Here is a 21,021-nt window from a genome sequence, read left to right as displayed (position 1 = left end):
GTAATGCTTTGCGTTCGACTCATCGGCCGGCCACACGCGCGAATGTAGACGGGGTTACGGTCAGTTGGTTCGGGTAGAGCGTTGCTCGGCCAGAGAGAAAATCTTCATACCAACGAGCATGGCGATGACGAACAGCATCGCTTTAAACTCGCCGCCGCCGGCGCTCACGAGGGACGGTCCCGGGCAGAACCCTGCCAAGCCCCAGCCGGCACCGAACATGGCGCTGCCAGCAAGCAGGCGGCGGTCAATGCGCGTTGCGGTCGGCAGCAACATTGGCGCGTCGAACAGACTGAGCCTACGCGCAATCGCGAAGCCGACGCTGCCGATTGCGATTGCGCCGGCCATGACGAACGCCAGTGACGGGTCCCAGTTGCCGGCGATATCGAGAAAGCCGAGCACCTTCGCAGGGTTGGCCATGCCGGAAACGATCAGGCCTGTGCTGAATATCAGCCCGGCTAGCAGCGCGTTGAGAATCAGCATGTCAAAACCCCAGCAGATGGCGGGTAACGAAAACGGTGAAAAAGCCGACTGCCATGAACGTCGCGGTGGCGGCGAGCGACCGGACCGAACCTCGTGAGAGACCGCATACGCCGTGACCGCTTGTGCAACCGGACGCATAGCGGGTGCCGATGCCGACGAGCAGGCCGGCCACAACGAGCACAGGCGGCGATGACGCAATCGTGACGGCCGGTAGTGCCGTGAAAAGCTTAAATATCCAAGGCGCGGCGAATAGTCCGAGCACGAATGCAGCGCGCCAGGCACGATCACTGGATGTCGTGTCGAGCAGGCCACCAAGAATCCCGCTGATGCCAGCGATGCGGCCGTTTCCGAGCACAAGCAGCGCTGCCGCGAAGCCGATCATCAAGCCGCCGGCGAGCGCTGGAAACGGCGTGAAGTGGGCGAGGTCGATGCTCATTTCAGGCGTCCTTTGACTTTGCCGCAATAGAGGCTCGACAACGTTTGCATAATGCTCAAGACTTCGACGCTCGCGAGGCTGTAGTACATGTACTTTCCCTCGCGCCGCGTACTGACGAGACCTTCCTCGCGCAGCACGCCAAGATGCTGCGAAAGGCTCGGTTGATGGAGGCCGACCGCCGCTTCCAGTTCTCCGACGTTATGTTCGCCTTCGATCAACTGGCACAGCAGCAGCAGACGGTCTTCCTGCGCCATGGCTTTCAGAAGGGCGCAGCATTTCGTCGCGGATTGCCGCAGCGCGTCGAGCGCGGCGGGAGACAACGGCGTGTTCATCGCGCAGGGCTCCTCTGCCTAACAATATATTGACCATCATTATATAAAAATATATATTATTTTTCAATGTATTGACTGGAGCGTGCAATGAAGCCGCTGGTAGAAGCGTTCTTCGATCGGACCACCCGTACCGTCACCTATGTCGTTCACGCCGGCGATGGCTCTGCGTGTGCGGTGATCGATTCGGTGCTTGACTACGACCCGAAGGCTGGCCGTACCTCGACTCAATCAGCCGACAAAGTCGTTGAGTTTGTGCAGGCGCGTGCGTTACGTGTCGAATGGTTGCTGGAAACGCATGCCCACGCGGACCATCTGTCGGCCGCGCAATATCTGAAAGCGCGGCTGGGCGGCAGGATTGCCATCGGCGAGAACATTCGCGTGGTGCAGGGCGTATTCAGGCGCATTTTTAACCTGAGTGCCGACGTGCTGGAAGACGGCCAGCAGTTCGATCATCTGTTCGCAGCCGGCGAGACGTTCCAGATCGGCGCGCTGAGTGCGCATGCCATACACGTGCCCGGACATACGCCGGCTGACATGGCGTACCAGATCGGAGACGCGGTTTTTGTCGGCGACACGATGTTCATGCCGGACGTAGGTAGCGCACGCTGCGACTTTCCGGGTGGCGATGCGCATGCGCTTTATCGCTCAGCACACAAACTGTTGTCGCTACCCGCAGAGACCCGGCTCTATATGTGTCACGACTATCCCCCGCACTCGCGTCAACCACAGTGGCAAACCACCGTGGCCGAGCAGCGCAAGAGCAATATTCATCTGCATGACGGGAACTCCGAAGAAACGTTCGTCGCGATGCGCACCGCACGCGATCGGGCGCTTGATATGCCTACGCTCATTCTTCCGGCTGTCCAGGTCAACATTCGTGCAGGCTCGTTGCCTGAACCCGACGATAACGGCACGCGTTATCTGAAGATTCCGCTCGACGCGTTGTAGAGCGCGCATGCCTGGAGCGCCACCCCGGCGTGACATAGCCACATTGAAGACGGCATAACCTGGCAGTCGTTTACCAAGCCGGTATTAGCGTTTGCGGCTCGCGGGCGTGAGAAGCGCCATCGCGACACGACGCGCGCCGGCAATCGCCGCCGCTTCGGTTTCAAAGACGGCTTCATCGACGACCTGCTGATACGGCAGCAGGTCGGGTTGTGCCGGGTGATCTTCTTCAACGGTGCGAATCGCCACGTAGGCGGCCCAGCCGCCGTTGTGGATCCACTGCCTCGCAGACAACTCGACCCGGTATTTTCCCAGTACTTCGACGTGCATCGGAAATCTCCTGTGTGGCCGCTCACGCGCCTGCGGATGCTTCCAGTTCCGCGAGACGCTTGCGCAGCAAGCGATCTTCCTGGAAGCGGCTGGTTTCGTCGCGGATCACGGCGACGATGCCGGTGAGCTCGTTCTGCGGCGAATGCAGCAACGCAACCGTAAAGGCAATCGACAGTGACCGCCCGTCCTTATGCACGGCGGGGACACGCAGCACGTCGTGGCCATAACGGGTTTCGCCCGTTGCCATGGTCTTGTGATAGCCGTCCCAATGGCGACCGCGCAACCGTTCCGGAATGATCAGATCCAGCGACTTTCCCAGCGCCTCGCTTTGCGTAAAGCCGAACATGCGTTCTGCCGCGGGGTTCCACAATGTGATGCTGCCGCCGGCATCGGAAATGATGATCGCGTCGCCGATTGCGTTGACGAGTTGCTGGAAGTCGATAGCTGTCCGCATGGCGTTCCCTTGAATGTAAAAACGCGGATCCTTAGACCGGATACGGCGCCGCCAGAGGCGCCTTATCCGCAGGCCCGAGCATGCAAACGGGCCCGCGGCGTGACACCGTTAAACAGCCTTGACTTCGCGCAGGTTGAAGATTTCCTGCTGGCTGTAGCCAAGGCTCGCCAGCACTTCGTCCGTGTGTTCGCCGAGCAGCGGCGACGCGGTGACTTCCGGCTTCAGATCCGAGAACTTGATCGGGCTGCCGACCGTCAGATACGTGCCGCGTTTCTTGTGCGGCACTTCGACGATCGTGCCGCTCGCGCGCAATGACGGATCGTTGGCCAGTTCCTTCATCGTCAGCACCGGCGCGCATGGAATGTCGAACTTGCGCAGGATGTCGACCGCTTCGAATTTGGTCTTGTCGGCGAGCCATTCCTCGATGGTCGCAAAGATCTCGAAGATATGCGGCTGACGTGCTTCAGCGGTCTTGTAAGCCGGGTCGTCGATCCACTCGGGTTTGCCGAGTGCCTTGCAGATCGGCTCCCACGCGTGGCCCTGGATCGTGAAGTAGATATAGGCGTTCGGATCCGTTTCCCAGCCCTTGCACTTGAGCACCCAGCCCGGCTGACCGCCACCGCCCGCATTGCCGCCGCGCGGCACCACATCGCTGAATTCGCCGTGCGGATATTGCGGATATTCCTCGAGATAACCCACGCGCTCCAGCCGCTGCTGGTCCCGCAGCTTCACGCGGCACAGGTTCAGCACGCTGTCCTGCATCGACACCGCGACCTTCTGGCCCTTGCCGGTTTTGTCGCGCCCGAGCAGCGCGGTCAGAATGCCGATCGCCAGATGCATGCCGGTGTTGCTGTCGCCGAGCGCCGCGGCGCTGATGGTCGGCGGACCGTCCCAGAAGCCGGTGGTGGACGCCGCGCCGCCGGCGCATTGCGCGACGTTTTCGTAGACCTTCAGGTCGTCGTAGTGATGGCCGTCGCTGAAGCCCTTCACCGAAGCGACGATCATCTTCGGATTGAGTTCGTTCAGGCGCTCCCACGAAAAACCCATCCGGTCCAACGCGCCCGGACCGAAATTTTCGACCAGCACGTCCGATTCGCGAATCAGCTTTTCGAGTACTTCCTTGCCTTCGGGCTTTTTCGTATCCAACGTCAGCGACTTCTTGTTGCTGTTGAGCATCGTGAAGTACAGCGCGTCGGCGTCGGGGATGTCGCGCAGCTGGTTGCGCGTGACGTCGCCCGAACCCGGTCTTTCAACCTTGATCACGTCGGCGCCGAACCAGGCGAGCAACTGGGTGCACGCGGGGCCGGCCTGAACGTGGGTGAAGTCGATGATCTTGATGCCTTCGAGAGGTTTGGTCACTTTGATATCTCCGTGGTTGCCCTGGATTACTTTTTCATCGCCGCGCTTTGCGGGTTCAGATTGGTCAGGCGGCCGCTTTCGGTGCCCGCCGCTTCATCGATGACGGCGTTGATCAAGGTCGGCTTGCCCGATGCGATCGCTTCGACGAGCGCCTTCGTCAGTTCTTCCGGTGTGGTCGCGTTATAGCCGACCCCGCCGAAGGCCTCGATCATCCTGTCGTAGCGCGCCCCCTTCACGAACACGGTCGGCGCGACGTCCTTGCCGCCCGTCGGGTTCACGTCGGTGCCGCGATACACGCCGTTGTTGTTGAATACGATCGTGCAAACCGGCAGGTCGTAACGGCAGATGGTTTCGAGTTCCATGCCGCTGAATCCGAACGCGCTGTCGCCTTCGATCGCGACAACCGGTTTGCCGCTCGTCACCGCCGCGCCGATCGCGAAGCCCATGCCGATGCCCATGATTCCCCACGTGCCCGAATCGAAGCGTTTGCGCGGCTCGTACATGTCGATGATGCTGCGCGCGTAGTCGAGCGTGTTCGCGCCTTCGTTGACGACGTTGATGTCCGGGCGCGTCTTCAGCACATCGCGGATCGCGCGCAACGCGCTGTGGAAATTCATCGGCGACGGGTTCTTCTCGAGCGTCGCGGCCATCTTGGCGAGATTCCTGTTCTTGCGCTCGGCGATCGCGCCGGTCCACTCGGCGCCCGGCTTCGCGAAGCCCGCATCGAGGCCTGCGCGCAGCGCCGCCACGCACGAGCCGATATCGCCGATCACCGGCGCGGCAATCGCGACGTTGCTGTCGATTTCGGTCGGCGAAATATCGACCTGGACGAACTTCTTCGGCTCCGCGCCCCACGTTTTGCCCTTGCCGTGCGCCAGCAGCCAGTTCAGCCGCGCGCCGATCAGCACGACGACGTCGGCTTCCTGCAGCACGAACGAGCGCGCCGCCGACGCCGATTGCTCGTGCGTATCGGGCAGCAGGCCCTTGGCCATCGACATCGGCAGATACGGAATGCCACTTTGTTCGACAAACGCGCGGATCTCCGCGTCAGCCTGCGCGTACGCCGCCCCCTTGCCGAGCAGGATCAGCGGACGCCTGGCGCTCTTCAGCACATCGATCGCACGCTTGACCGATTCCGGCGCCGGCAGCTGACGCGGCGCGGCGTCGACCACGCGCACCAGCGACTGCTGCGCCTTCACGGCATCCAGCGTTTGCGCGAGCAGCCTGGCCGGCAAGTCCAGATACACGCCACCCGGGCGGCCCGACACCGCGGCACGAATCGCACGCGCCACGCCGATGCCGATGTCTTCCGCATGCAGCACGCGATACGCGGCCTTCGCGTACGGCCTGGCCGCATTCAACTGGTCCATTTCTTCGTAGTCGCCCTGCTGCAGATCGACGATTTCGCGCTCGCTCGAGCCGCTGATCAGGATCATCGGAAAGCAGTTGGTGGTCGCGTTGGCGAGCGCCGTCAGGCCGTTCAGAAAGCCCGGCGCCGACACCGTCAGGCAGATGCCCGGTTTCTGCGTCATGAAACCGGCAATGGCCGCTGCGTTGCCCGCGTGCTGTTCGTGACGGAAGCCGATGAAACGCATCCCTTCCGCCTGCGCAAGCCGCGCCAGGTCGGTGATCGGGATACCGACCAGTCCGAAGATGGTGTGGATGTCGTTCAGTTTCAGCGCATCGATGACGATGTGGAATCCGTCGGTCGTCTCCGTCGCCTGTTGTTTCAATGTCTCTTCTGCTGTGGTGCTGTCGGCTTCTGCCATAACGTCTCTCCTCCAAAGCTGGGGCGTGGTGTGGTTCGTGATATACAATATTCCACACACAGTATTAGTTCAAGCTAGTTTTTTAGGATAGGCGGATTGCTGCATTGCAGCTTGTCTGTGCGGGCCTGTATTTAAAGGCCGGTGCGGGGTGCTAGCGTTTGCGCCGCACAAATCGCCGGCGGAGCCGAATTTCCGCGGGGCTCTGCATTTTTGGCCAAGGGTTTTTCAGGCGTCGGGCACAAAAGAGGAAGTTGGCCAGCGCTCTTGTCGAGGCCTGGCCCCATGCGCGGGTCGAAAAAAAAAAGCACTGCAACGTCCAACGCGTTGCAGTGCTTAGCGATTCTTACGAGGTATGGCGACCGGCTCCCAGACGAAGCCTTGATGTCGCGCAGCAGATGATTTCAGGCTCAGTCGAGGAAATCGCAGTTCGCTTCGACGAACGCCGCCAGCTCGAGCGAATGCTGGCGCACGAGGCTCTCGACCAGTTCAGTATCGCGCCGCTCCAGCGCCTCGATGATGCGCATGTGATCGACAATCGAGCGCGATGCACGGTCGCTCTGCGAGATCGTCATTTTGCGGATCGCGCGGACATGGACGAACAGATTCTTCATCGTATCGAGCAGAATCTGCGATTGCGATAGCTGCACGATCGACTGATGGAACGTAATGTTCGCTTCCGAATACTCTTCGATATGCTCGGCCGGCGTGGTATCGCGGAAGTCGTCGAACATGCGCCTGAGCGCCGCGATCTCGCGGTCGGACGCGCGCTGCGTGGCGAGGCGCGCCGCCATGCTTTCGAGCGCCGCCCACATGTGGATCATGTCGACGATCTCTTTCTTCGTCTTGCGCTGGATGTAGATACCGCGGCGCGGCACCGTGCGCAGAAACCCTTCCTGCTCGAGCAGCGTCATCGCTTCGCGAACCGGCGTGCGACTGACGCCGAGCGCCTCTGTGAGCTCTTTTTCGTCGAGACGGATCTCTTCGCGCGAGCGATAGATGTCGGCTTCGGCAATCGCCTGCTTCAACTTCGCGTAGGCCTGGTCGCGCAATGAAGCAGTCGCGTTGATCGGCACGAGCGTCAGTGGCAGAGCCGCTGAAAGAACATCGGTTTGCGTATCAGCCATTGACAGTGCTTCCCAATTTGAGAGGATTCGCTGGTAGGGACGTGCGAGCGAGTCATTTAAATATATCTAATACCATATATCACATACGGCGATTAGTCCAGTTAGCGTAATCCGCCGGTTTTAGCCGACAAGCGCATGCCGTTCCGTACACGCTATACGTATTAGATAGGGAAGCGCAGAAAGCGACCTTGCAGCAAGCTGCAGGTCGCGACGCGGCACCGTCGAACGCGGTGCGAAGGCAGGGTTGCCGCCGCAGCCTACGCCGCTGCGGCAGGCGAACCCAGTTGGCTCGTGAGCTACGCGCTCACGTTGTCATTCACGCGAGCCGCCGGACATCGGCTGCAGCCGCGCTTCAGCGACGACCACGCCAGCATTCGGCGCGCCCGAGTTTTCGATCCAGCGCTTTCTCATGGGCGCGAGGATGAACTTCGCGGACACGGCTGCCGCGATCGACACCACCGCCGCCGAGATGAACACCGTGCTCCACCCGCCGCTCGCCGACAACACCGATGCTATCGGCACCAGCATCGACGCAGTCCCCTTCGCGGTATAGAGCGTCCCCGCATTGGCCGCCGCGTATTTGCTGCCGAACGTGTCCGCGCAGGTTGCCGGGAAGATCGAGAAGATCTCGCCCCAGCACAGGAACACAGTGGCCGCGAAGAACATGAACGCGTACGGATTGTGGCCGAACTGCATGAGCCCCAGCAGCGCGACACCTTCGCCGAGAAAGACCATGAACATCGTGTTTTCGCGGCCGATGCGGTCCGACAGAAAACCGCACAAGGGACGCGTGAAGCCGTTGCACAGATTGTCGATCGACAGCGTCATCGTCAGCAACGGCAGGGTGATGCCCATCAGATTCACCGGCAGCTTGGCAAAGCCGAATTCCTTCGCGATCGGCCCAAGCTGTGCGGTCGCGATGATGCCGCCGGCCGCGACGAACACGAACATCAGGTACAGCACCCAGAAGAGCGGCGAACGGATCATCTCGCCGGGCGTGTAGTCGATCTTGGTTGCGACCACGCGTTTGGTCGCGACCGCGGTTGCGGGCGGCTTCGGCCGTATCAGCATGGTGGCGAGCAGCAGAATGCAGACGCCCTGGAAAATGCCGAAGAACATGAACGTGTGCTCGTAGCCCGAACGCTGGATCATGTTGGCGATCGGAATCACGGTGATGGCCGCGCCGGCGCCGAAACCTGCAGCCGTCAAACCGGCCGCGAGACCGCGCTTGTCCGGAAACCATTTGAGCGCCGTGCCGACGCAGGTACCGTACACACAACCCGCACCGATACCGGCGATCACTGCCGCGACGTATAGCGCGGCGAGACTGCTCGCATGCGCGTCGATGATCCAGCCGAGCGCCGCGCACAGCGACCCGCCGATCACAACCGGGCGCGGCCCGAACTTGTCAACGAGCCAACCTTCAACGGGCACGAGCCACGTTTCGGTGACGATGAAGATAGTGAACGCGGTCTGGATCGCCGCCTGTCCCCAATGGTGCGCGTTGTCCATTGGTACGACGAACAGCGTCCACGCATATTGCAGGTTCGCCACCAGCCCCATGCACACGATGCCGATCGCCAGCTGCACCCAGCGGTTATGCCTGAACGCCGTACTGCCACTCCCGGTTACGTCGGTATATCCCATGTCTGCGTCTCCTGCATGTTCCATCGCGCTCGAGCGGCACGTTGGACTTACGTAATCGAATCGCTTTATCGCCGGTTTGCGTGCTGGCAATGAAGCGCCACTGGTCGGCCAGAGGGAATTGCACTAACGAAAACCCTTACTCCGTTGATTGCGCAACAGCTGAATAAAAGGTGTTGCGCGTTCAATGGGTCTGAGGGCATGCTGCGCGAGAACGGCAATCAGTGAAAGTTAAAACATTTTATGGTTTGCATTAGGCATCCCTAATACATCGGGTTGCCATCCCGGAGTGTGGACTCATGAGAAACGCGACCTTGCGCCAACTGAAAGTCTTCGAGACGGTGGCCCGGCACCTGAGTTTCTCGCGTGCGGCCGATGAACTTTTTCTCACGCAGCCGGCAGTCTCCACACAAGTCAAACAGCTCGAAGAGCACGCGGGTCTTGCGCTCTTCGAGCAACACGGCAAAAAAATCTATCTGACACCCGCCGGATCTGAAATGCTTTATTACGCGCGCTCGATCATCGATCAGTTTCGCGAAATGGATGGAGCGATGGGCCGCTTGCAAGGTATCGCCGGCGGCCAGCTCAACATTGCGGTGATCAGCGCGGGCGATTATTTTTTCCCGCGCCTGTTAGGCGAATTCACGCGCCGCAATGAAGGCGTGCGACTCAATCTCGCGGTGCACAATCGCGAGGCGTTGCTGCATCAACTGACGCACAATCTGACCGATCTGGCGGTCATGGTGCGCCCGCCGCGCGATCTCGATACGCGTAACGAATCGTTCGCACCGCATCCTTACGTGATCGTTGCGCCCCCCGGGCATCCGCTGGTCGGCAAGAAGCGCATTACGCTTGCGACGCTCTGCAAAGAACCGTTCATCGTTCGCGAGAAGGGCTCGGACACATGGCATTCGATGGAAGAAAGTTTTGCCGGCGGCATTGGCCGGCTTAATATCGCCATGGAGATCCGCAGCACCGAGACGATCAAGCAGGCCGTGATTGCCGGCATGGGTATCGCGTTCCTGTCCGCGCATACGATCAGCCTTGAACTGCAGGTCGGCAATCTCGCGGTGCTGGACGTAATCGGCTTTCCTGTGATGCTCGACTGGTACGTGGTGCACCGCAAGAACAAGCGCTTGCCTCCCGTCGCGGTTGCGTTCAAGGAATTTTTGATCAACGAAGGTGCGGCGCGGATTGCGGAGATCACCCATATCGACGCGAGTCTGCCGCGCGACCAGCCCGATGGCGCATTGAGAGCGACCGTGTAGGCTTGCAGATTTCGTCGCGGTCGTAGGTCGGGGACGCGAACATGCATAAACAAAACACTATCGTTATTCACAATAACTTTAACTGTTGTTTATTTATGCTCGCTCCTATTCTTGGTCCATGCCATCTGCCTGAAGGAGACGACCATGAACCCCTCCCAATTCGACACTTACGACAGTACGCAAGATGCGGAAGTCCGGGCGCAACTGTGCGCCTATAACACCGCTTTCGACGAACTCGGCCTGCGCTTCCGTTGGGATGCGCGCACGCTGGCATCGCTGGCCACGATCGACGGCGAAGAAGCGCGGATCACCGCGTACATCGAAACGCACCATGCGCATTTGCTGAACGCGTATAGCGCCGAGTTTCTGAGCCGGGCCATTCTCGAGAAGAAGAACGCGCGCTATCCGGCGTGCTTGCCGGTGCGCGTCGAAAGCGCACCGCATCAGAGCCAAGGGGCACCTCAGCCACAGATGAGCAGCCGGCGCGAGCGCGTATCGTACGACGTAGAGTTGCCGGCGCTGGCGGGTATTTAGACGCAGCGCGACCCGTGTCAAGCGACACGGGTCGCGTCGTGCAACAGAGGCGCGCTCAGGCTGCTGCGACGACGTCGATGCGCAACGCTTCTCCTCCGGCCGCGATCCCGAGCAGGCGGTCAACGTTCGGGTGCGCACCCGGACGGTTGCGCGCGTCGGCCGTGTGCTCGGCGAACACCGCGAGACCGTGCTCGGCCGCCTTGGCGTCCAGCGCGCCGAATGCTTGCCGCAGATAGTGATACACCGCCAGCGAGCCCTGCTTGCCCGGCTTGTTCTCGATGCTTGCCACCACCGCCCCCGCGCCGTCGACCAGATCGATACGCTCGATACCGTCGATGGTAGGCAATTGAGCGAGGTTATCCTTGAATACGTTGCTCAGTTGAATCACTGAAAACACTCCTTCTGTTCGGAAAAATACATGGGGCCGTATCCTATCCGATAGGGTGTTGCGCATCTCCCTCATGGAACCGCATTTCGGCGTCTGTGCTACGCACCGGCGGCAACCGCAATTGATCGTGACATTGTGCCGATCTTCACTCGTGAAGCGGGCACGTAATCGAGCCTACCCTCGTTACATCCCGCCCAATTTGCATCCGCTGCGCGCTACGCACCCCGATACAGAGTGACGACCTGATCAGCCGGCATCGCGCCGCCGTAGATACGGAACTCATCGATCAAGCCGCTGAAATACGGATCAGCCGCGTACTGCGACCGTCCGATCCAGTTTTGCGCGGTCGGCCCGAGGCGCCACGGCGTGAAGATCACATCGGACGCGCTGCCGATCACCGCGCCGTTCAGATACAGCGTCGCCGTCGCCGCCGAAAGCGTGACGGCCACGTGCGCCCATTGGCCCGTCGGCAGTGCAGCGTTACCGTTGATGCCGCGCTCGCCATGCATGCCGTTGACCGCAATGCCGAAGCGCATGACACCCGTGGAGTTCTTCGGTGTCAGGAACATGTACCGTCCGGTTCCGGCGCCGAAATCGAAGATGCGAGTCCATGATTTCCCACTATTACCGTTCCAGTAGACCCAGGCCGCGATAGTGAAGTCCGCCATGTCAGCGACGATGCTGTCCGGCAGGCTGACATAGCCGGTCGAACCGTCGAGCGACACCGCGTTGCCGGTCTTGCCGGCCGCGAACGTTGCGCCGCCCGTCAACACGGCCGTATGCCCATTACCACTCGCATCGGTTGCGCTCGTGCCGCTCGTCTCGTCGAACGGCAGATACGTATGCAGCTTAATGGCTGTCGCCGCCACGGCTGCCGTGGAATTCGCGCTCTCCCCTGACGACGTCTGCGCGCTCACAACGTAGTACCACGTACCGGACGGCGGACTGTCCGTCCAGGTCAACGGATCGACGATGCCGCTCGTGACGGTCGTGTAAGGCCCACCGGCGCTGGCTGCTCGCTTTACGTTGTAGCTTGTCGCGTTCGCGGTCCCCCACCACGACAGCACGACCTGACCAGCACTCGGAAACGCGGTCAGTCCGCTGGGGGAGGCTGCGGGCGCGACGGCATCGCGCGTGCACGTGAGCGTGCCATAGCCAAGCTGATCGTAGCCACCGCTGTTCGGGCCGTAGTTGCCGCCACCGCCTTCCGGTTGAATGGCGAGCGCGAACTTCTTCGACCATGGCGCGGCAAGCCCCTTGCGGTTGACGTAATGGTTGTAGACGAGCGCCCAGCAGGGCCGGATCGTGCCCTGCGCGCTGGTCGAAAAGCCTGGTTGCGTCACGTCGACATTCGAATAGGTCACGTACGGGACCGTGAGGTAAGCGCCGTCCGGCTGCACCAGATTCGCTTTCGCCACGTATTCCGCTCCGGTGAGGAAGCGGTTGTTGTCGTGGCCGTACAGGTCGATGCCCTGGTTCCAGGCCATTTCGCAGATTGCACCGCCAAGCGCGATGCCGAGCGTATTGTGCCCCTGGTCGCGGCCGCTCTCCTGCCATTGCCCAAGATTGCCGGGATGCACGTAATAAACCGCTTGTGCGATCGCGCCGTTGCCGGGTCCGTCGATGAAGTAATTGACCGCCTGGTCGAACATCGTATGATCGTCGCACAGCACGCCGATCGCCATCAACGACGCGATGTTGCAAAGGTCCCAGTTCGCCCAGTAGTGGGTGATGTCCGTGTTGTTGTGCCGGTTCAGGAAATCGATGTTGATCGGGTAGAAGACGTTGCGCATCATCGTCTGGAACGCGGCGAAATCGGCCGATGCCCAGCCCGAATAGTTGCGCATGATCTCGCCGGCGTTTGCAAACTCGTAACCGTAGATGCCGGCCGCGAGATCGACGTTGGTGTCGCCGCCGAGCCGCTGCAACGTGGATGACCAGGCGTTCATGATCTGTACCGCCTTGTCGGCGTACGCGGCATCGCCGCTCACCTTCCAGCGCAGCGCGCATGCGTAGGCCGCCGCAATGTCGCCGTACAACAGCGGATAATTCTGCGTGCCGCTACCGCCGCGGTCGATCTCAACCTGCGGGCGTGCCGTCCACGACAAGCTCGCGTGGGTGTTGGCGATCAACACCTTCCAGCCGTCGTACCACGGCGACGCCTGCGCGGCGATTTTCTGCGCCATCCGCTCGAAGTCAGTCTGCGTGTGCAGCAGCCCGGGATGAACGAATGCACCGCTTGTCGTCACTTCCGTCGCCCCCGTGGAAACAAGCGCAAGTTTCGCGTTCGGGACTATCGTCGGGCTCGCGGCGTTGCCCACGGCGGCCTGTGCCGACCCCGTGCCCTCGCCCCCGCCACATGCTGAGAGCACCAGCGCACCGAGGCTGTACAGGAAGGTGCGCCGTGAAATGCTTGCGGCTGGCTCGTTGTTGCTTTTCAAATCGTCCATATTCGTTGATCTCTTGAATGCGTCGTGTCTGAATGATCGGTGTCTGCTGACTACTGCCGCTGACGTTCACGCGCCCTGTACGAGGGTTTGGGTCAACTTGGGCTTCGGCGGATCGATCTTCCGCAAACGTTTGCTTTCGCGGCTGACGAAAGGAAAGAAGCACGACCGCGCCCACCGTATTTAACGGCAGGAAACCTTGTGCATTGCAGTGGTACCTGCGTCAGGAAATGCGGAAATTGGGGTAAGGAAAAACTGATCGCGAGTCGTGGGTCGCGCGCCGCGATTCGCCAATTCCGTGCTGGTCAGTTGCGGTTTTAATGCTTGCTTGTCGAGTTACTGGCCAAGGAGGGACAACTCTGCGTGAACAACAACAGGCGGTGCAGCTTGCGGGCGCCGTGGGCGTCAAGCGGGACATCGCCGATGCGTCGGCGCGCCGTTCGCGAACCGGCTGGCTACAGCATGGCCGGATTCGCCAAGCCGTAGCCCACCCGTTCGCGAAGCCGATATGGCACGACCTCAGCAGATCACAGACATGGCCGTCGGAGACCGCGTTTCCAGCTTCTCCGCTGCACCGCTGGCCATCATCAATTCTACGGCGCCGGCTTATACATCATGCTGTACGTGGCGCGCTCGCCGTCCCACTTGAAAATCCGGTTCAAGTCGTCGATCGGGAATGTCCTATTGGGCCCTCGAGCCGGGTCGTGGACGGTCACGGTTTTCGCATCGCTGTCTGCACCAACGAGGACGAGAATATGGCCAACCGTGGGGGATGATTTTGTCCGCATATAGCAGGGGCCGCATTTCTGCAGGATCGTGATCAGTTGCTCGCACGTCCACGCCTTGTCTTGCGGGAGAGGTAGTTGCTTCCAACCTTCGTTTGCAGCCAGTTCCGGGGTGTTTTTGCCCATCGCAGCCGGTTGGAGCGTACCGCCGATCAGCCGCGGCAGTCCGTTCGGGGTGAGGTACTGCGACGGCATGCCGAGTCGCGGCCCATTTTCCCGGAAATACCCGAGCATGCAGGCTGCCGCGTACCAGCATCCCATTCTCTCGGTTCGGCCTTCTTCGCCTTCGATGTGTCCACCGATGTTGACTTGGCTTACGTAGGGTACGTCGAGGTGAATCCTAGACATTTAAGTTCTCCATAATATTAAAACGGACCGTCGCTTCGCTGAATCGCATACGACAGATGCAGTCTAGGCTTCACATTGAATCGCCCAAATAGGCTGTACGCCACATCGTCGGCACGTGATGGGTTTCACCGGTCGATTAAATAAAAGCACTCCCGTTGCCGTCATAGCTTAACCGCCTCGGCTCAGCGGTCCTGGATGCATGACCTGTAGTCAGCGGCATTAGGCGATATCGCTGCTGAAGCGGTCAGGCAGAGATAGGGAATCCTGGTTCATCGCCTGTCCCTCGAACGCCTGTCACGGGCGCTTCGTCACCCCGTCATCCATGACTTCTGCTGGATTGTCCGCACCTTGCGAGAGGCGCAAAGTAGCGTCGCCGTTTCCGGACACCACAACCAGATAGGCCACTGAAATGGGCACACACCGGTTTGCGGACCGTTTCCGACTTCGCGCCGCGCCGCGCGAGGCGAAATCTGAAGGCGCGTCACCCGGCGCGCTGTTGGCTCAGTTGCGTGAGGAATGCGAAGCGATGGCGCGCTACGCGTTGCACCACGGTCTTCCCGTTGCGCCTGAAACGATCGCGTTGTTGAGCGCGCTGATCGATGGTGCGCCGTCTGAGGTCCAGTCCGCCGGACCGAAGGCGGCCGACACCACCAACAGCGCGCCGCGTTACGCCGGCACGTCGCCGCACGCGCTAGCGTCGATACACCGCAAACTGGCTGCGCTCATTGCACCCGCCACGCCGCAAGCGGTCACGCTGCTCGATACGCACCATCGTCTCAGGCACCCGCTCGCGTGGCTCGGCCCTGTTCCGTTGATCAGGCTGCTGACGGTCGCGGCCATTTCATTTCTGATCGCCGTGGTCGCAACCGCACTCTCTGCCGACGTCTCCGCGGATAACGTCGAGCGCGGATTTCTCGATTCACACGGCACGCAGCTGTTGTGGAATGCGCTGTTCCTGCTGTTCTGCGCGGGACTCGGCGCATCGTTTGCCACGCTGTTCCAGGCACATCGTTACATTGCCGCGTCGACGTACGATCCGAAGTACGACGCGTCTTACGGCGCACGCCTGATTCTCGGCGTCATGGCCGGCCTGATTCTCGTCGAAATGCTACCGCCGCAACTCTTTCAGCAGGGCAGCATGCACAGCTTCGGCAAACCAGCCCTCGCCATGCTCGGCGGTTTCTCGGCAACTGCAGTGCACCGCTTGCTGCAACGCCTCGTCGACACGCTCGACACGCTCGTGCGCGGCGATCGTTCGGCCGACGTGGACGCCGCTCTGCAGACGCGCCGCGCCCAGGCTGCGAGCGAGCGCACGCAATGGCAGAGCGAGATCGCCGCAAGCCTGATCGACCTCCAGCAGTCTCTCGATCATCCGGATTCAACCGACACCGTGCGCCGGCGCCTTGCGGATCTCACACGCGCGATGCTGGCAGGCAACCCGGCCCGGCCTTCCCTTACCGCATTCCCAAACGACACGGAGTGACACGATGCGGTTCCTCTGCAACATGCCGGCATCCGGCATGAACGACGGCGCGCCTCCTGTCGAAGCAGAGCGTCGCCGTCGAGTCCGTCAAGTTCGCTTCGCGACCGTATGCGTGTGGTGATTCGCCCCGGTCGTCAGCAAGCGCGGTCCTTATTCATGCGTCACGCATACGAGCGGCTGCGCGTGCGCGCTTTCAGGTGTCCAGTGACGCGCGAGCCACAGCGCTGCCTCCGTGCGATTGCTGACACCGATCTGCCGAAAAAGCGCATACAGGTGGTTCTTGATGGTCCCTTCCGCGACGTTCAACACCCGGCAGATCTGCTTGTTCGACTTCCCTTCGGCCAGCAGACGCAACACCTGGTGCTGTCTCGGCGTAAGGCGCTCGAATGCGCGGTCACCGGACTGCGCTTGCGCCGGCCCCACCTCGGCGCCGACGCCGTAACTCGGCGGAACATAGATGGCACCCGACGCGACGCGGCAGAGCGCATCGGCGAACTCGTCCGCGCTCGCATGACGCTCGACGATGCCGGCCGCGCCCGCCATCAGCGCATCGGCGATCCCCTGACGACAAACCGTGCGGACGACGAAGAGCCACGGCACCGCCCCCAGCGCTTCCTGCAGCACCTTCGGCCAGCCCATCCGCGCCGCACGCTCGTCCCATTCGAGCGTTACCGCGCCGACCGTTCCCGGCGGCAGCTCTTCCCGGATGCGGTAGATGTCTTCGGGACGCTGGGCCGACCACACCTGGCAACTGCTGTCACGCCTCCATAAGACATCGGCCACCCCCGCCACAAACAACGGCGGGCTATCGATCATCAGAACGTTCATTTGCGCGTTACCCCTCGGTAGCGAGACGCTCGGGTTCACGTTATTTGCGTCTCTTCGGCTCGCTTTTACCGCTCTTTTGAAAACGACGCACTAGGCACGTCGATCCGTGACAAACGTTCTAATGCAAAAGACACGTTATTTCTTTCAGAATTAATATGTCCGCCACCCTTGTCTTAAACCGTGACGGCTGGCCTCTCCACACACCTCTCCAGTTTATGTACTTTGAATAACGACAGTGTATTCGCACTGTCCGAATTTCACCATGGAGGTGTGTATGGATGCGAATTTCATCGGTTCTGTCATTAATGCCTTGCCAATGGACCAAATGATCGCCGGTCCATTGAAAGCAATGATTACCGCGCAAACCCAGGCGGCGAAAAGTTACGCCGACTTTCTGATGCAGGTGTGCATCCAGGACGGCAAGGCAGTCGCCGTGCAATTCGACTACGACGAAACTCTGGTCGACGAGTCCGGCGTGTCGAAAGGCGTGGTTCAGAAGACCATGCGCATTCCGTTGCTGGCGGCCATCGTGCATCCCATCATCGCGATCGAAGAAGGCACGATCGACTTCGAGATGGAAATCACGCAGTCGGAGAAGTCGTCGTCTTCCACGGAGGCAGGCGGCGAACTCCAGGTCAAGCTCGGTTGGGGCCCCGTCAGCGTCAGCATGTCGGGGCGTGTGTCGCACAAGGCGGAGCAGACGCGCAGCACCGACACGCGAGCCAAGTACTCGATCCACACGCAGGTCAAACGGCAACCTCCGCCGGAAGCGCTGATGCGCGTCATCGACTTCCTGACGGACGCCGCCACCAAACCGGTCGTGACCGACGACAAGTCGAAAGACGTCAAACCGCTGCCGGCGACGCCGACGGACGGCAAGCTGATCGGCGAGGTCCCAGCCGGCGGTACCGCACAGGCGGGCGGCCAGCAGCCTGCTCATCAGTAAGCGCAGCGGCCACTGACGGCGGACGGACACCATGTTCAACTTCTTCAAGCGGCGCCGCGGCGCGCACGGCTCGCCGGCCAACGATGCACCGCATGACGACGCCACGCAACCGCCGGCCGCGCAGGGCGCCATCGATGGCGATCCGGCCGCCGCGCTCGAAGCCGGCGACCCGCCGGTGACTGCGCAGCAAGCCACACCGGCAGCCGGCGGCGCTCACACGGCGACCGGCACTGGCGAAGGCCAGGGCGCACCACCCGGCGATCCACCGTCAGGCCGCGCGCCGCCGTCCAGCGCGAGCGGTCCACCGCCGCGCGGCCTCGCGCTCGATGAAATCACCCGTGGCATGCAGCACGCCGCAGCCGCAGCCAACCAGTTGCTCGCGCATCAGTACACCGCCGTACTCGACCAGTTCTTCGACCAGCACGAAGACGGCCTGCTGACGCCGCGCACCGTCGAGGTCGCGCTCGACGCAGAGCACACGATGCCGGTGCCGCTGGTCGCGCTGGCGACGCCACGCGGACTTGCGCTCGACAGGATGGTCGTCCATCTGACGGTGCGCGCCGACTTCACCGAAGCGCTACCCGTAGGCGGATTGGCCGGCGGCGATCAACGCGGCCGTTTCTTCGTGACGCTCGCCCCGTCATCGGCACACAAGGATGCGCAGGGCCGGCCAGCTCAGCGCGACAGTCAGCACATCGACATCGAAATGCAGTTTGCGGCACTCGAGCCACCCGAAGCGATCATGCGCGTGATCGACGAATACACGCACCGTCTCGTGCCGCGCGCACTGCACGATAAAGAGGAGCAACGCCATGCCTGACAAACCCACACGCACCGGCGCGCAAGGTATCGACCTGATCAAACACTTCGAAGGTCTGCGCCTGAACCGCTATCTCGACGCAGTCGGCAAACCGACAATCGGCTATGGGCATCTGATCCTGCCGCACGAACGCTTCGACCGCCCGCTCACGGAGTCCGAGGCGCAAACGCTCCTGAAGCGGGACTTGCGCAGCGCTGAGCTCGAACTGTGCAAGCTGGTGCGCGTGGCGATCACGCAGCAGCAATTCGACGCGCTGATGTCCTTCGTCTTCAACCTCGGCGCGGGACGGCTGCGTTCTTCGACACTGCTGCGCTACCTGAACGCAAGTGCAACCGCCCATGCCGCCGATCAGTTTCTGGTCTGGAACAAGGCGGGCGGTAAGCCGCTTGCGGGACTGACGCGCCGCCGCCAGGCAGAACGCAAGCTGTTTCTTTCATAGCGCTTACAGGAGTCTTTCCGATGATTTCGAACCGTCATGGCCGACCGTTCTACGGCCTGAACATGCGTGTCGCATCCGCTATCGCCACCGCCGCGGCAGCCGCCATCGCCACATGCTCCGCCGCCGAGGCAAGTGCGGAGCAGCCACCTCTCACCTGCGATGTCGAAGTCGTGCAGGTCAATCAAGCGTTGCTACTCGCGCATCAGCCGGTGCTCTGCGACAGGTGCAGTGAGCGGCTCGCGCGGACGCTCGAAAGTCTTTACCGAAGCGGCGTACTACCCAACTTCTACACGTCCGCGGACACCGCCAACTGGGACGACCCACAGCGCCGCCCCGCGATGATGAGCGGTCAAAGCCTCGCGCGCATGCCGGACGACGCCGACCTGCTTGCCGACATCGACAGCGGCTATGGGCCGCGCGGCATTTTCCGGTTGCGCTACACGCAGGCGAACCAGCCTGTGGCACTCACAACAGTTGATCGCAGCATCTCGATACCGGTGTCGTTGTGCACGCCCGACGCTGCGCACTGACGGCGAGCTGCAGGACACGGCATGGCATGGGCCTTCCGTCACATGTCGCCGTACCGGCCTTCCGCCCTATTCATGCGGATGCGCCACGCACGTACTCTGCAAGCGTAGTGAGTCCCAAGCAATGAATGCCTGACACGAAGACACGAACGCTCATCGATCACTCACCCAACAGGAGCAACGGAATGAACGCGGCAGCTGTCACCAACGATTCGCTATCCGAAGTTAACGTGCAACCCGGCACGTCCCGCCGCCTCGGGTTGCGCTCGCAGCTCAGCGCACTTGTGCTGCTTGCCGCGACCCTCTCGTGCGCGAACGCAGCGGACGTCGCGCCGCTGCCCGCGTTCGGCGCCGATCTGCAACACACGTCCGTATCCGGGCTATCGTCGGGCGCCTTCATGGCGGCCCAGTTCGACGTCGCCTGGTCGAGCCATCTGATCGGCGCGGGCATCGTCGCCGGTGGCGCTTTCGATTGCGCCGGGGAGTCGGAGTTCATCGCGCCCGCCGTGGCCGCGGTGACGCTGTGCATGCAGCCGGCAGGCGATGCGCCATCGGCGGCGGGCGCATGGCGCGCCGCACAACGCTTCGCGAAGGCGGGTCAGATAGACGATCCGGCCAACCTGCGCGAGCAGCGCATCTACCTCTTCAGCGGCGCGAAGGATACGGTCGTCGCGACACGCGTGGTCGATCAGGCCGAGCGTTTCTATGAGCTCGCACAGGTACCGAAAGCAAGCATCGAGTATCAACGCAATCCCGATGCGGGTCATGCATTGATCACGAACCGCCCCGAAGACTCCCCCTGCGATGCCAACAAGAACCCCTTCATCAACAACTGCGGCTTCGAGCAAGCGCACGAGATTCTGCGCTGGATCTATGCAAGACCCAATGCGCCGTTGAACGCGCCCGCGGCGCTGGCTGGCGGCCAGTTGCAGCGCTTCGATCAGCGCGAGTTCGATCCGGACCGGCACGCGTCGATGGCCGACGTCGCTTACGCCTACGTGCCTGCCGAATGCCTGCATGCGGCGTGTGCCGTACATGTCGCGTTTCACGGCTGCGTACAGAGTGCCGATGCTGTCGGCCAACGATTCGTGCGCGGCGCCGGCTACAACGAGATCGCCGACACGAATCGCCTGATCGTGCTCTATCCGCAGGTGGAGAAGTCGGCTGTCAATCCTCTCGGATGCTGGGACTTCTGGGGTTACACGAGTCCGGACCCGGACCATCCCAACTTCAATACTCGCGAAGCGCCGCAGATGGCTGCCGTGATGAGGATGATCGAGCGCCTTGGCGGCGCACGTCAGTGACCGCGGCGATTTGCTTTCCCCATCGAATCCG

At 61.7% G+C, this 21,021-nt stretch carries 22 protein-coding genes; 9 read left to right on the top strand and 13 right to left on the bottom strand.

Annotation, left to right across the window (positions count from 1 at the left end):
• Positions 1-60: 60 nt before the first annotated feature.
• From WN982_RS22150 to WN982_RS22140, 3 genes are read right to left on the bottom strand one after another with little or no spacing between them, the layout of a single operon-like run.
• Positions 61-480: a YeeE/YedE family protein gene (locus WN982_RS22150; protein WP_341317838.1), complete on the bottom strand. Its 420-nt coding sequence runs from the start codon at positions 478-480 to the stop codon at positions 61-63.
• A 1-nt stretch (position 481) separates the two neighbouring features.
• Entirely contained in the window at positions 482-916 is a 435-nt protein-coding gene (locus tag WN982_RS22145; RefSeq protein WP_341317837.1) for a YeeE/YedE family protein, read from the bottom strand.
• Positions 913-1,248: a metalloregulator ArsR/SmtB family transcription factor gene (locus WN982_RS22140; RefSeq protein ID WP_341317836.1), complete on the bottom strand. Its 336-nt coding sequence runs from the start codon at positions 1,246-1,248 to the stop codon at positions 913-915. The genes WN982_RS22145 and WN982_RS22140 overlap by 4 nt, the downstream gene beginning before the upstream one ends.
• Positions 1,249-1,335: 87 nt before the next feature.
• Here WN982_RS22140 and WN982_RS22135 point away from each other — a divergent pair, with 87 nt between their 5' ends.
• Positions 1,336-2,196, top strand: a complete 861-nt coding sequence (locus tag WN982_RS22135; protein ID WP_341317835.1) for an MBL fold metallo-hydrolase — start codon at positions 1,336-1,338, stop codon at positions 2,194-2,196.
• Positions 2,197-2,280: 84 nt separating this feature from the next.
• Here the strand turns inward: WN982_RS22135 and WN982_RS22130 are convergent, their stop codons facing one another.
• The 6 genes from WN982_RS22130 to oxlT all read right to left on the bottom strand — a co-directional run bounded on the left by WN982_RS22130 (position 2,281) and on the right by oxlT (position 8,876).
• Positions 2,281-2,523, bottom strand: a complete 243-nt coding sequence (locus tag WN982_RS22130) for a hypothetical protein (protein ID WP_341317834.1) — start codon at positions 2,521-2,523, stop codon at positions 2,281-2,283.
• A gap of 22 nt (positions 2,524-2,545) precedes the next feature.
• On the bottom strand, positions 2,546-2,977 hold the full coding sequence (locus WN982_RS22125) for a PAS domain-containing protein (protein WP_341317833.1): 432 nt from the start codon (positions 2,975-2,977) through the stop codon (positions 2,546-2,548).
• A 108-nt stretch (positions 2,978-3,085) separates the two neighbouring features.
• Positions 3,086-4,336 (bottom strand): formyl-CoA transferase, encoded by a 1,251-nt coding sequence (frc, locus tag WN982_RS22120; protein WP_341317832.1) that lies wholly within the window; start codon positions 4,334-4,336, stop codon positions 3,086-3,088.
• A gap of 26 nt (positions 4,337-4,362) precedes the next feature.
• Positions 4,363-6,105: an oxalyl-CoA decarboxylase gene (gene oxc, locus WN982_RS22115; protein ID WP_341317831.1), complete on the bottom strand. Its 1,743-nt coding sequence runs from the start codon at positions 6,103-6,105 to the stop codon at positions 4,363-4,365.
• A 407-nt stretch (positions 6,106-6,512) separates the two neighbouring features.
• A complete protein-coding gene (locus tag WN982_RS22110) occupies positions 6,513-7,229 on the bottom strand; it encodes a GntR family transcriptional regulator (protein WP_341317830.1) in 717 nt (238 codons plus the stop codon).
• 312 nt (positions 7,230-7,541) lie between these two features.
• Positions 7,542-8,876, bottom strand: coding sequence for an oxalate/formate MFS antiporter (oxlT, locus tag WN982_RS22105; RefSeq protein WP_341317829.1), 1,335 nt, complete (start codon positions 8,874-8,876; stop codon positions 7,542-7,544).
• A 296-nt stretch (positions 8,877-9,172) separates the two neighbouring features.
• Here oxlT and WN982_RS22100 point away from each other — a divergent pair, with 296 nt between their 5' ends.
• Entirely contained in the window at positions 9,173-10,141 is a 969-nt protein-coding gene (locus WN982_RS22100; protein WP_341317828.1) for a LysR family transcriptional regulator, read from the top strand.
• 144 nt (positions 10,142-10,285) lie between these two features.
• A complete protein-coding gene (locus WN982_RS22095) occupies positions 10,286-10,675 on the top strand; it encodes a hypothetical protein (protein ID WP_341317827.1) in 390 nt (129 codons plus the stop codon).
• 55 nt (positions 10,676-10,730) lie between these two features.
• On the opposite strand, the gene WN982_RS22090 is transcribed toward WN982_RS22095, so the two are convergent.
• The 3 genes from WN982_RS22090 to WN982_RS22080 all read right to left on the bottom strand — a co-directional run bounded on the left by WN982_RS22090 (position 10,731) and on the right by WN982_RS22080 (position 14,643).
• Complete coding sequence (locus WN982_RS22090; RefSeq protein ID WP_341317826.1) at positions 10,731-11,063, bottom strand: DUF2322 family protein; 333 nt, start codon at positions 11,061-11,063, stop codon at positions 10,731-10,733.
• A 215-nt stretch (positions 11,064-11,278) separates the two neighbouring features.
• Positions 11,279-13,513, bottom strand: coding sequence for a LamG-like jellyroll fold domain-containing protein (locus tag WN982_RS22085; protein ID WP_341317825.1), 2,235 nt, complete (start codon positions 13,511-13,513; stop codon positions 11,279-11,281).
• Between the two features lie 590 nt (positions 13,514-14,103).
• A complete protein-coding gene (locus WN982_RS22080) occupies positions 14,104-14,643 on the bottom strand; it encodes a papain-like cysteine protease family protein (protein ID WP_341317824.1) in 540 nt (179 codons plus the stop codon).
• A 409-nt stretch (positions 14,644-15,052) separates the two neighbouring features.
• Between WN982_RS22080 and WN982_RS22075 the strand changes: the two genes are divergently transcribed.
• The gene (locus WN982_RS22075; RefSeq protein WP_341317823.1) at positions 15,053-16,126 is read left to right on the top strand and encodes a hypothetical protein; all 1,074 of its coding nucleotides are present in this window, start codon (positions 15,053-15,055) and stop codon (positions 16,124-16,126) included.
• A 150-nt stretch (positions 16,127-16,276) separates the two neighbouring features.
• Here WN982_RS22075 and WN982_RS22070 read toward each other — a convergent pair whose 3' ends face one another.
• Entirely contained in the window at positions 16,277-16,954 is a 678-nt protein-coding gene (locus WN982_RS22070) for a response regulator transcription factor (protein ID WP_341317822.1), read from the bottom strand.
• A 274-nt stretch (positions 16,955-17,228) separates the two neighbouring features.
• Here WN982_RS22070 and WN982_RS22065 point away from each other — a divergent pair, with 274 nt between their 5' ends.
• From WN982_RS22065 to WN982_RS22045, 5 genes are all read left to right on the top strand, one after another.
• Positions 17,229-17,900, top strand: coding sequence for a DUF2589 domain-containing protein (locus WN982_RS22065; RefSeq protein ID WP_341317821.1), 672 nt, complete (start codon positions 17,229-17,231; stop codon positions 17,898-17,900).
• A gap of 31 nt (positions 17,901-17,931) precedes the next feature.
• A complete protein-coding gene (locus tag WN982_RS22060; protein ID WP_341317820.1) occupies positions 17,932-18,720 on the top strand; it encodes a DUF2589 domain-containing protein in 789 nt (262 codons plus the stop codon).
• Positions 18,713-19,159: a lysozyme gene (locus WN982_RS22055; RefSeq protein WP_341317819.1), complete on the top strand. Its 447-nt coding sequence runs from the start codon at positions 18,713-18,715 to the stop codon at positions 19,157-19,159. The genes WN982_RS22060 and WN982_RS22055 overlap by 8 nt, the downstream gene beginning before the upstream one ends.
• Before the next feature lie 20 nt (positions 19,160-19,179).
• Positions 19,180-19,689 (top strand): hypothetical protein, encoded by a 510-nt coding sequence (locus WN982_RS22050; protein ID WP_341317818.1) that lies wholly within the window; start codon positions 19,180-19,182, stop codon positions 19,687-19,689.
• Positions 19,690-19,871: 182 nt separating this feature from the next.
• Positions 19,872-20,990 (top strand): poly(3-hydroxybutyrate) depolymerase, encoded by a 1,119-nt coding sequence (locus WN982_RS22045; protein WP_341317817.1) that lies wholly within the window; start codon positions 19,872-19,874, stop codon positions 20,988-20,990.
• The last annotated feature ends 31 nt before the right edge of the window (positions 20,991-21,021 follow it).

The organism is Paraburkholderia sp. IMGN_8, assembly GCF_038050405.1.
GTDB lineage: Bacteria > Pseudomonadota > Gammaproteobacteria > Burkholderiales > Burkholderiaceae > Paraburkholderia.
Note: the sequence above shows the minus strand (reverse complement) of the source record. Positions and strands in the feature narration are given on the sequence as shown.

Excerpts from the sequence above, each read along its gene's own strand:
- WN982_RS22150 (WP_341317838.1), bottom strand. The coding sequence starts at position 480 with ATGCTGATTCTCAACGCGCTGCTAGCCGGGCTGATATTCAGCACAGGC.
- WN982_RS22145 (WP_341317837.1), bottom strand. The coding sequence starts at position 916 with ATGAGCATCGACCTCGCCCACTTCACGCCGTTTCCAGCGCTCGCCGGC.
- WN982_RS22140 (WP_341317836.1), bottom strand. The coding sequence starts at position 1,248 with ATGAACACGCCGTTGTCTCCCGCCGCGCTCGACGCGCTGCGGCAATCC.
- WN982_RS22135 (WP_341317835.1), top strand. The coding sequence starts at position 1,336 with ATGAAGCCGCTGGTAGAAGCGTTCTTCGATCGGACCACCCGTACCGTC.
- WN982_RS22130 (WP_341317834.1), bottom strand. The coding sequence starts at position 2,523 with ATGCACGTCGAAGTACTGGGAAAATACCGGGTCGAGTTGTCTGCGAGG.
- WN982_RS22125 (WP_341317833.1), bottom strand. The coding sequence starts at position 2,977 with ATGCGGACAGCTATCGACTTCCAGCAACTCGTCAACGCAATCGGCGAC.
- oxc (WP_341317831.1), bottom strand. The coding sequence starts at position 6,105 with ATGGCAGAAGCCGACAGCACCACAGCAGAAGAGACATTGAAACAACAG.
- WN982_RS22110 (WP_341317830.1), bottom strand. The coding sequence starts at position 7,229 with ATGGCTGATACGCAAACCGATGTTCTTTCAGCGGCTCTGCCACTGACG.
- oxlT (WP_341317829.1), bottom strand. The coding sequence starts at position 8,876 with ATGGGATATACCGACGTAACCGGGAGTGGCAGTACGGCGTTCAGGCAT.
- WN982_RS22100 (WP_341317828.1), top strand. The coding sequence starts at position 9,173 with ATGAGAAACGCGACCTTGCGCCAACTGAAAGTCTTCGAGACGGTGGCC.
- WN982_RS22095 (WP_341317827.1), top strand. The coding sequence starts at position 10,286 with ATGAACCCCTCCCAATTCGACACTTACGACAGTACGCAAGATGCGGAA.
- WN982_RS22085 (WP_341317825.1), bottom strand. The coding sequence starts at position 13,513 with ATGGACGATTTGAAAAGCAACAACGAGCCAGCCGCAAGCATTTCACGG.
- WN982_RS22080 (WP_341317824.1), bottom strand. The coding sequence starts at position 14,643 with ATGTCTAGGATTCACCTCGACGTACCCTACGTAAGCCAAGTCAACATC.
- WN982_RS22075 (WP_341317823.1), top strand. The coding sequence starts at position 15,053 with ATGGGCACACACCGGTTTGCGGACCGTTTCCGACTTCGCGCCGCGCCG.
- WN982_RS22070 (WP_341317822.1), bottom strand. The coding sequence starts at position 16,954 with ATGAACGTTCTGATGATCGATAGCCCGCCGTTGTTTGTGGCGGGGGTG.
- WN982_RS22065 (WP_341317821.1), top strand. The coding sequence starts at position 17,229 with ATGGATGCGAATTTCATCGGTTCTGTCATTAATGCCTTGCCAATGGAC.
- WN982_RS22060 (WP_341317820.1), top strand. The coding sequence starts at position 17,932 with ATGTTCAACTTCTTCAAGCGGCGCCGCGGCGCGCACGGCTCGCCGGCC.
- WN982_RS22055 (WP_341317819.1), top strand. The coding sequence starts at position 18,713 with ATGCCTGACAAACCCACACGCACCGGCGCGCAAGGTATCGACCTGATC.
- WN982_RS22050 (WP_341317818.1), top strand. The coding sequence starts at position 19,180 with ATGATTTCGAACCGTCATGGCCGACCGTTCTACGGCCTGAACATGCGT.
- WN982_RS22045 (WP_341317817.1), top strand. The coding sequence starts at position 19,872 with ATGAACGCGGCAGCTGTCACCAACGATTCGCTATCCGAAGTTAACGTG.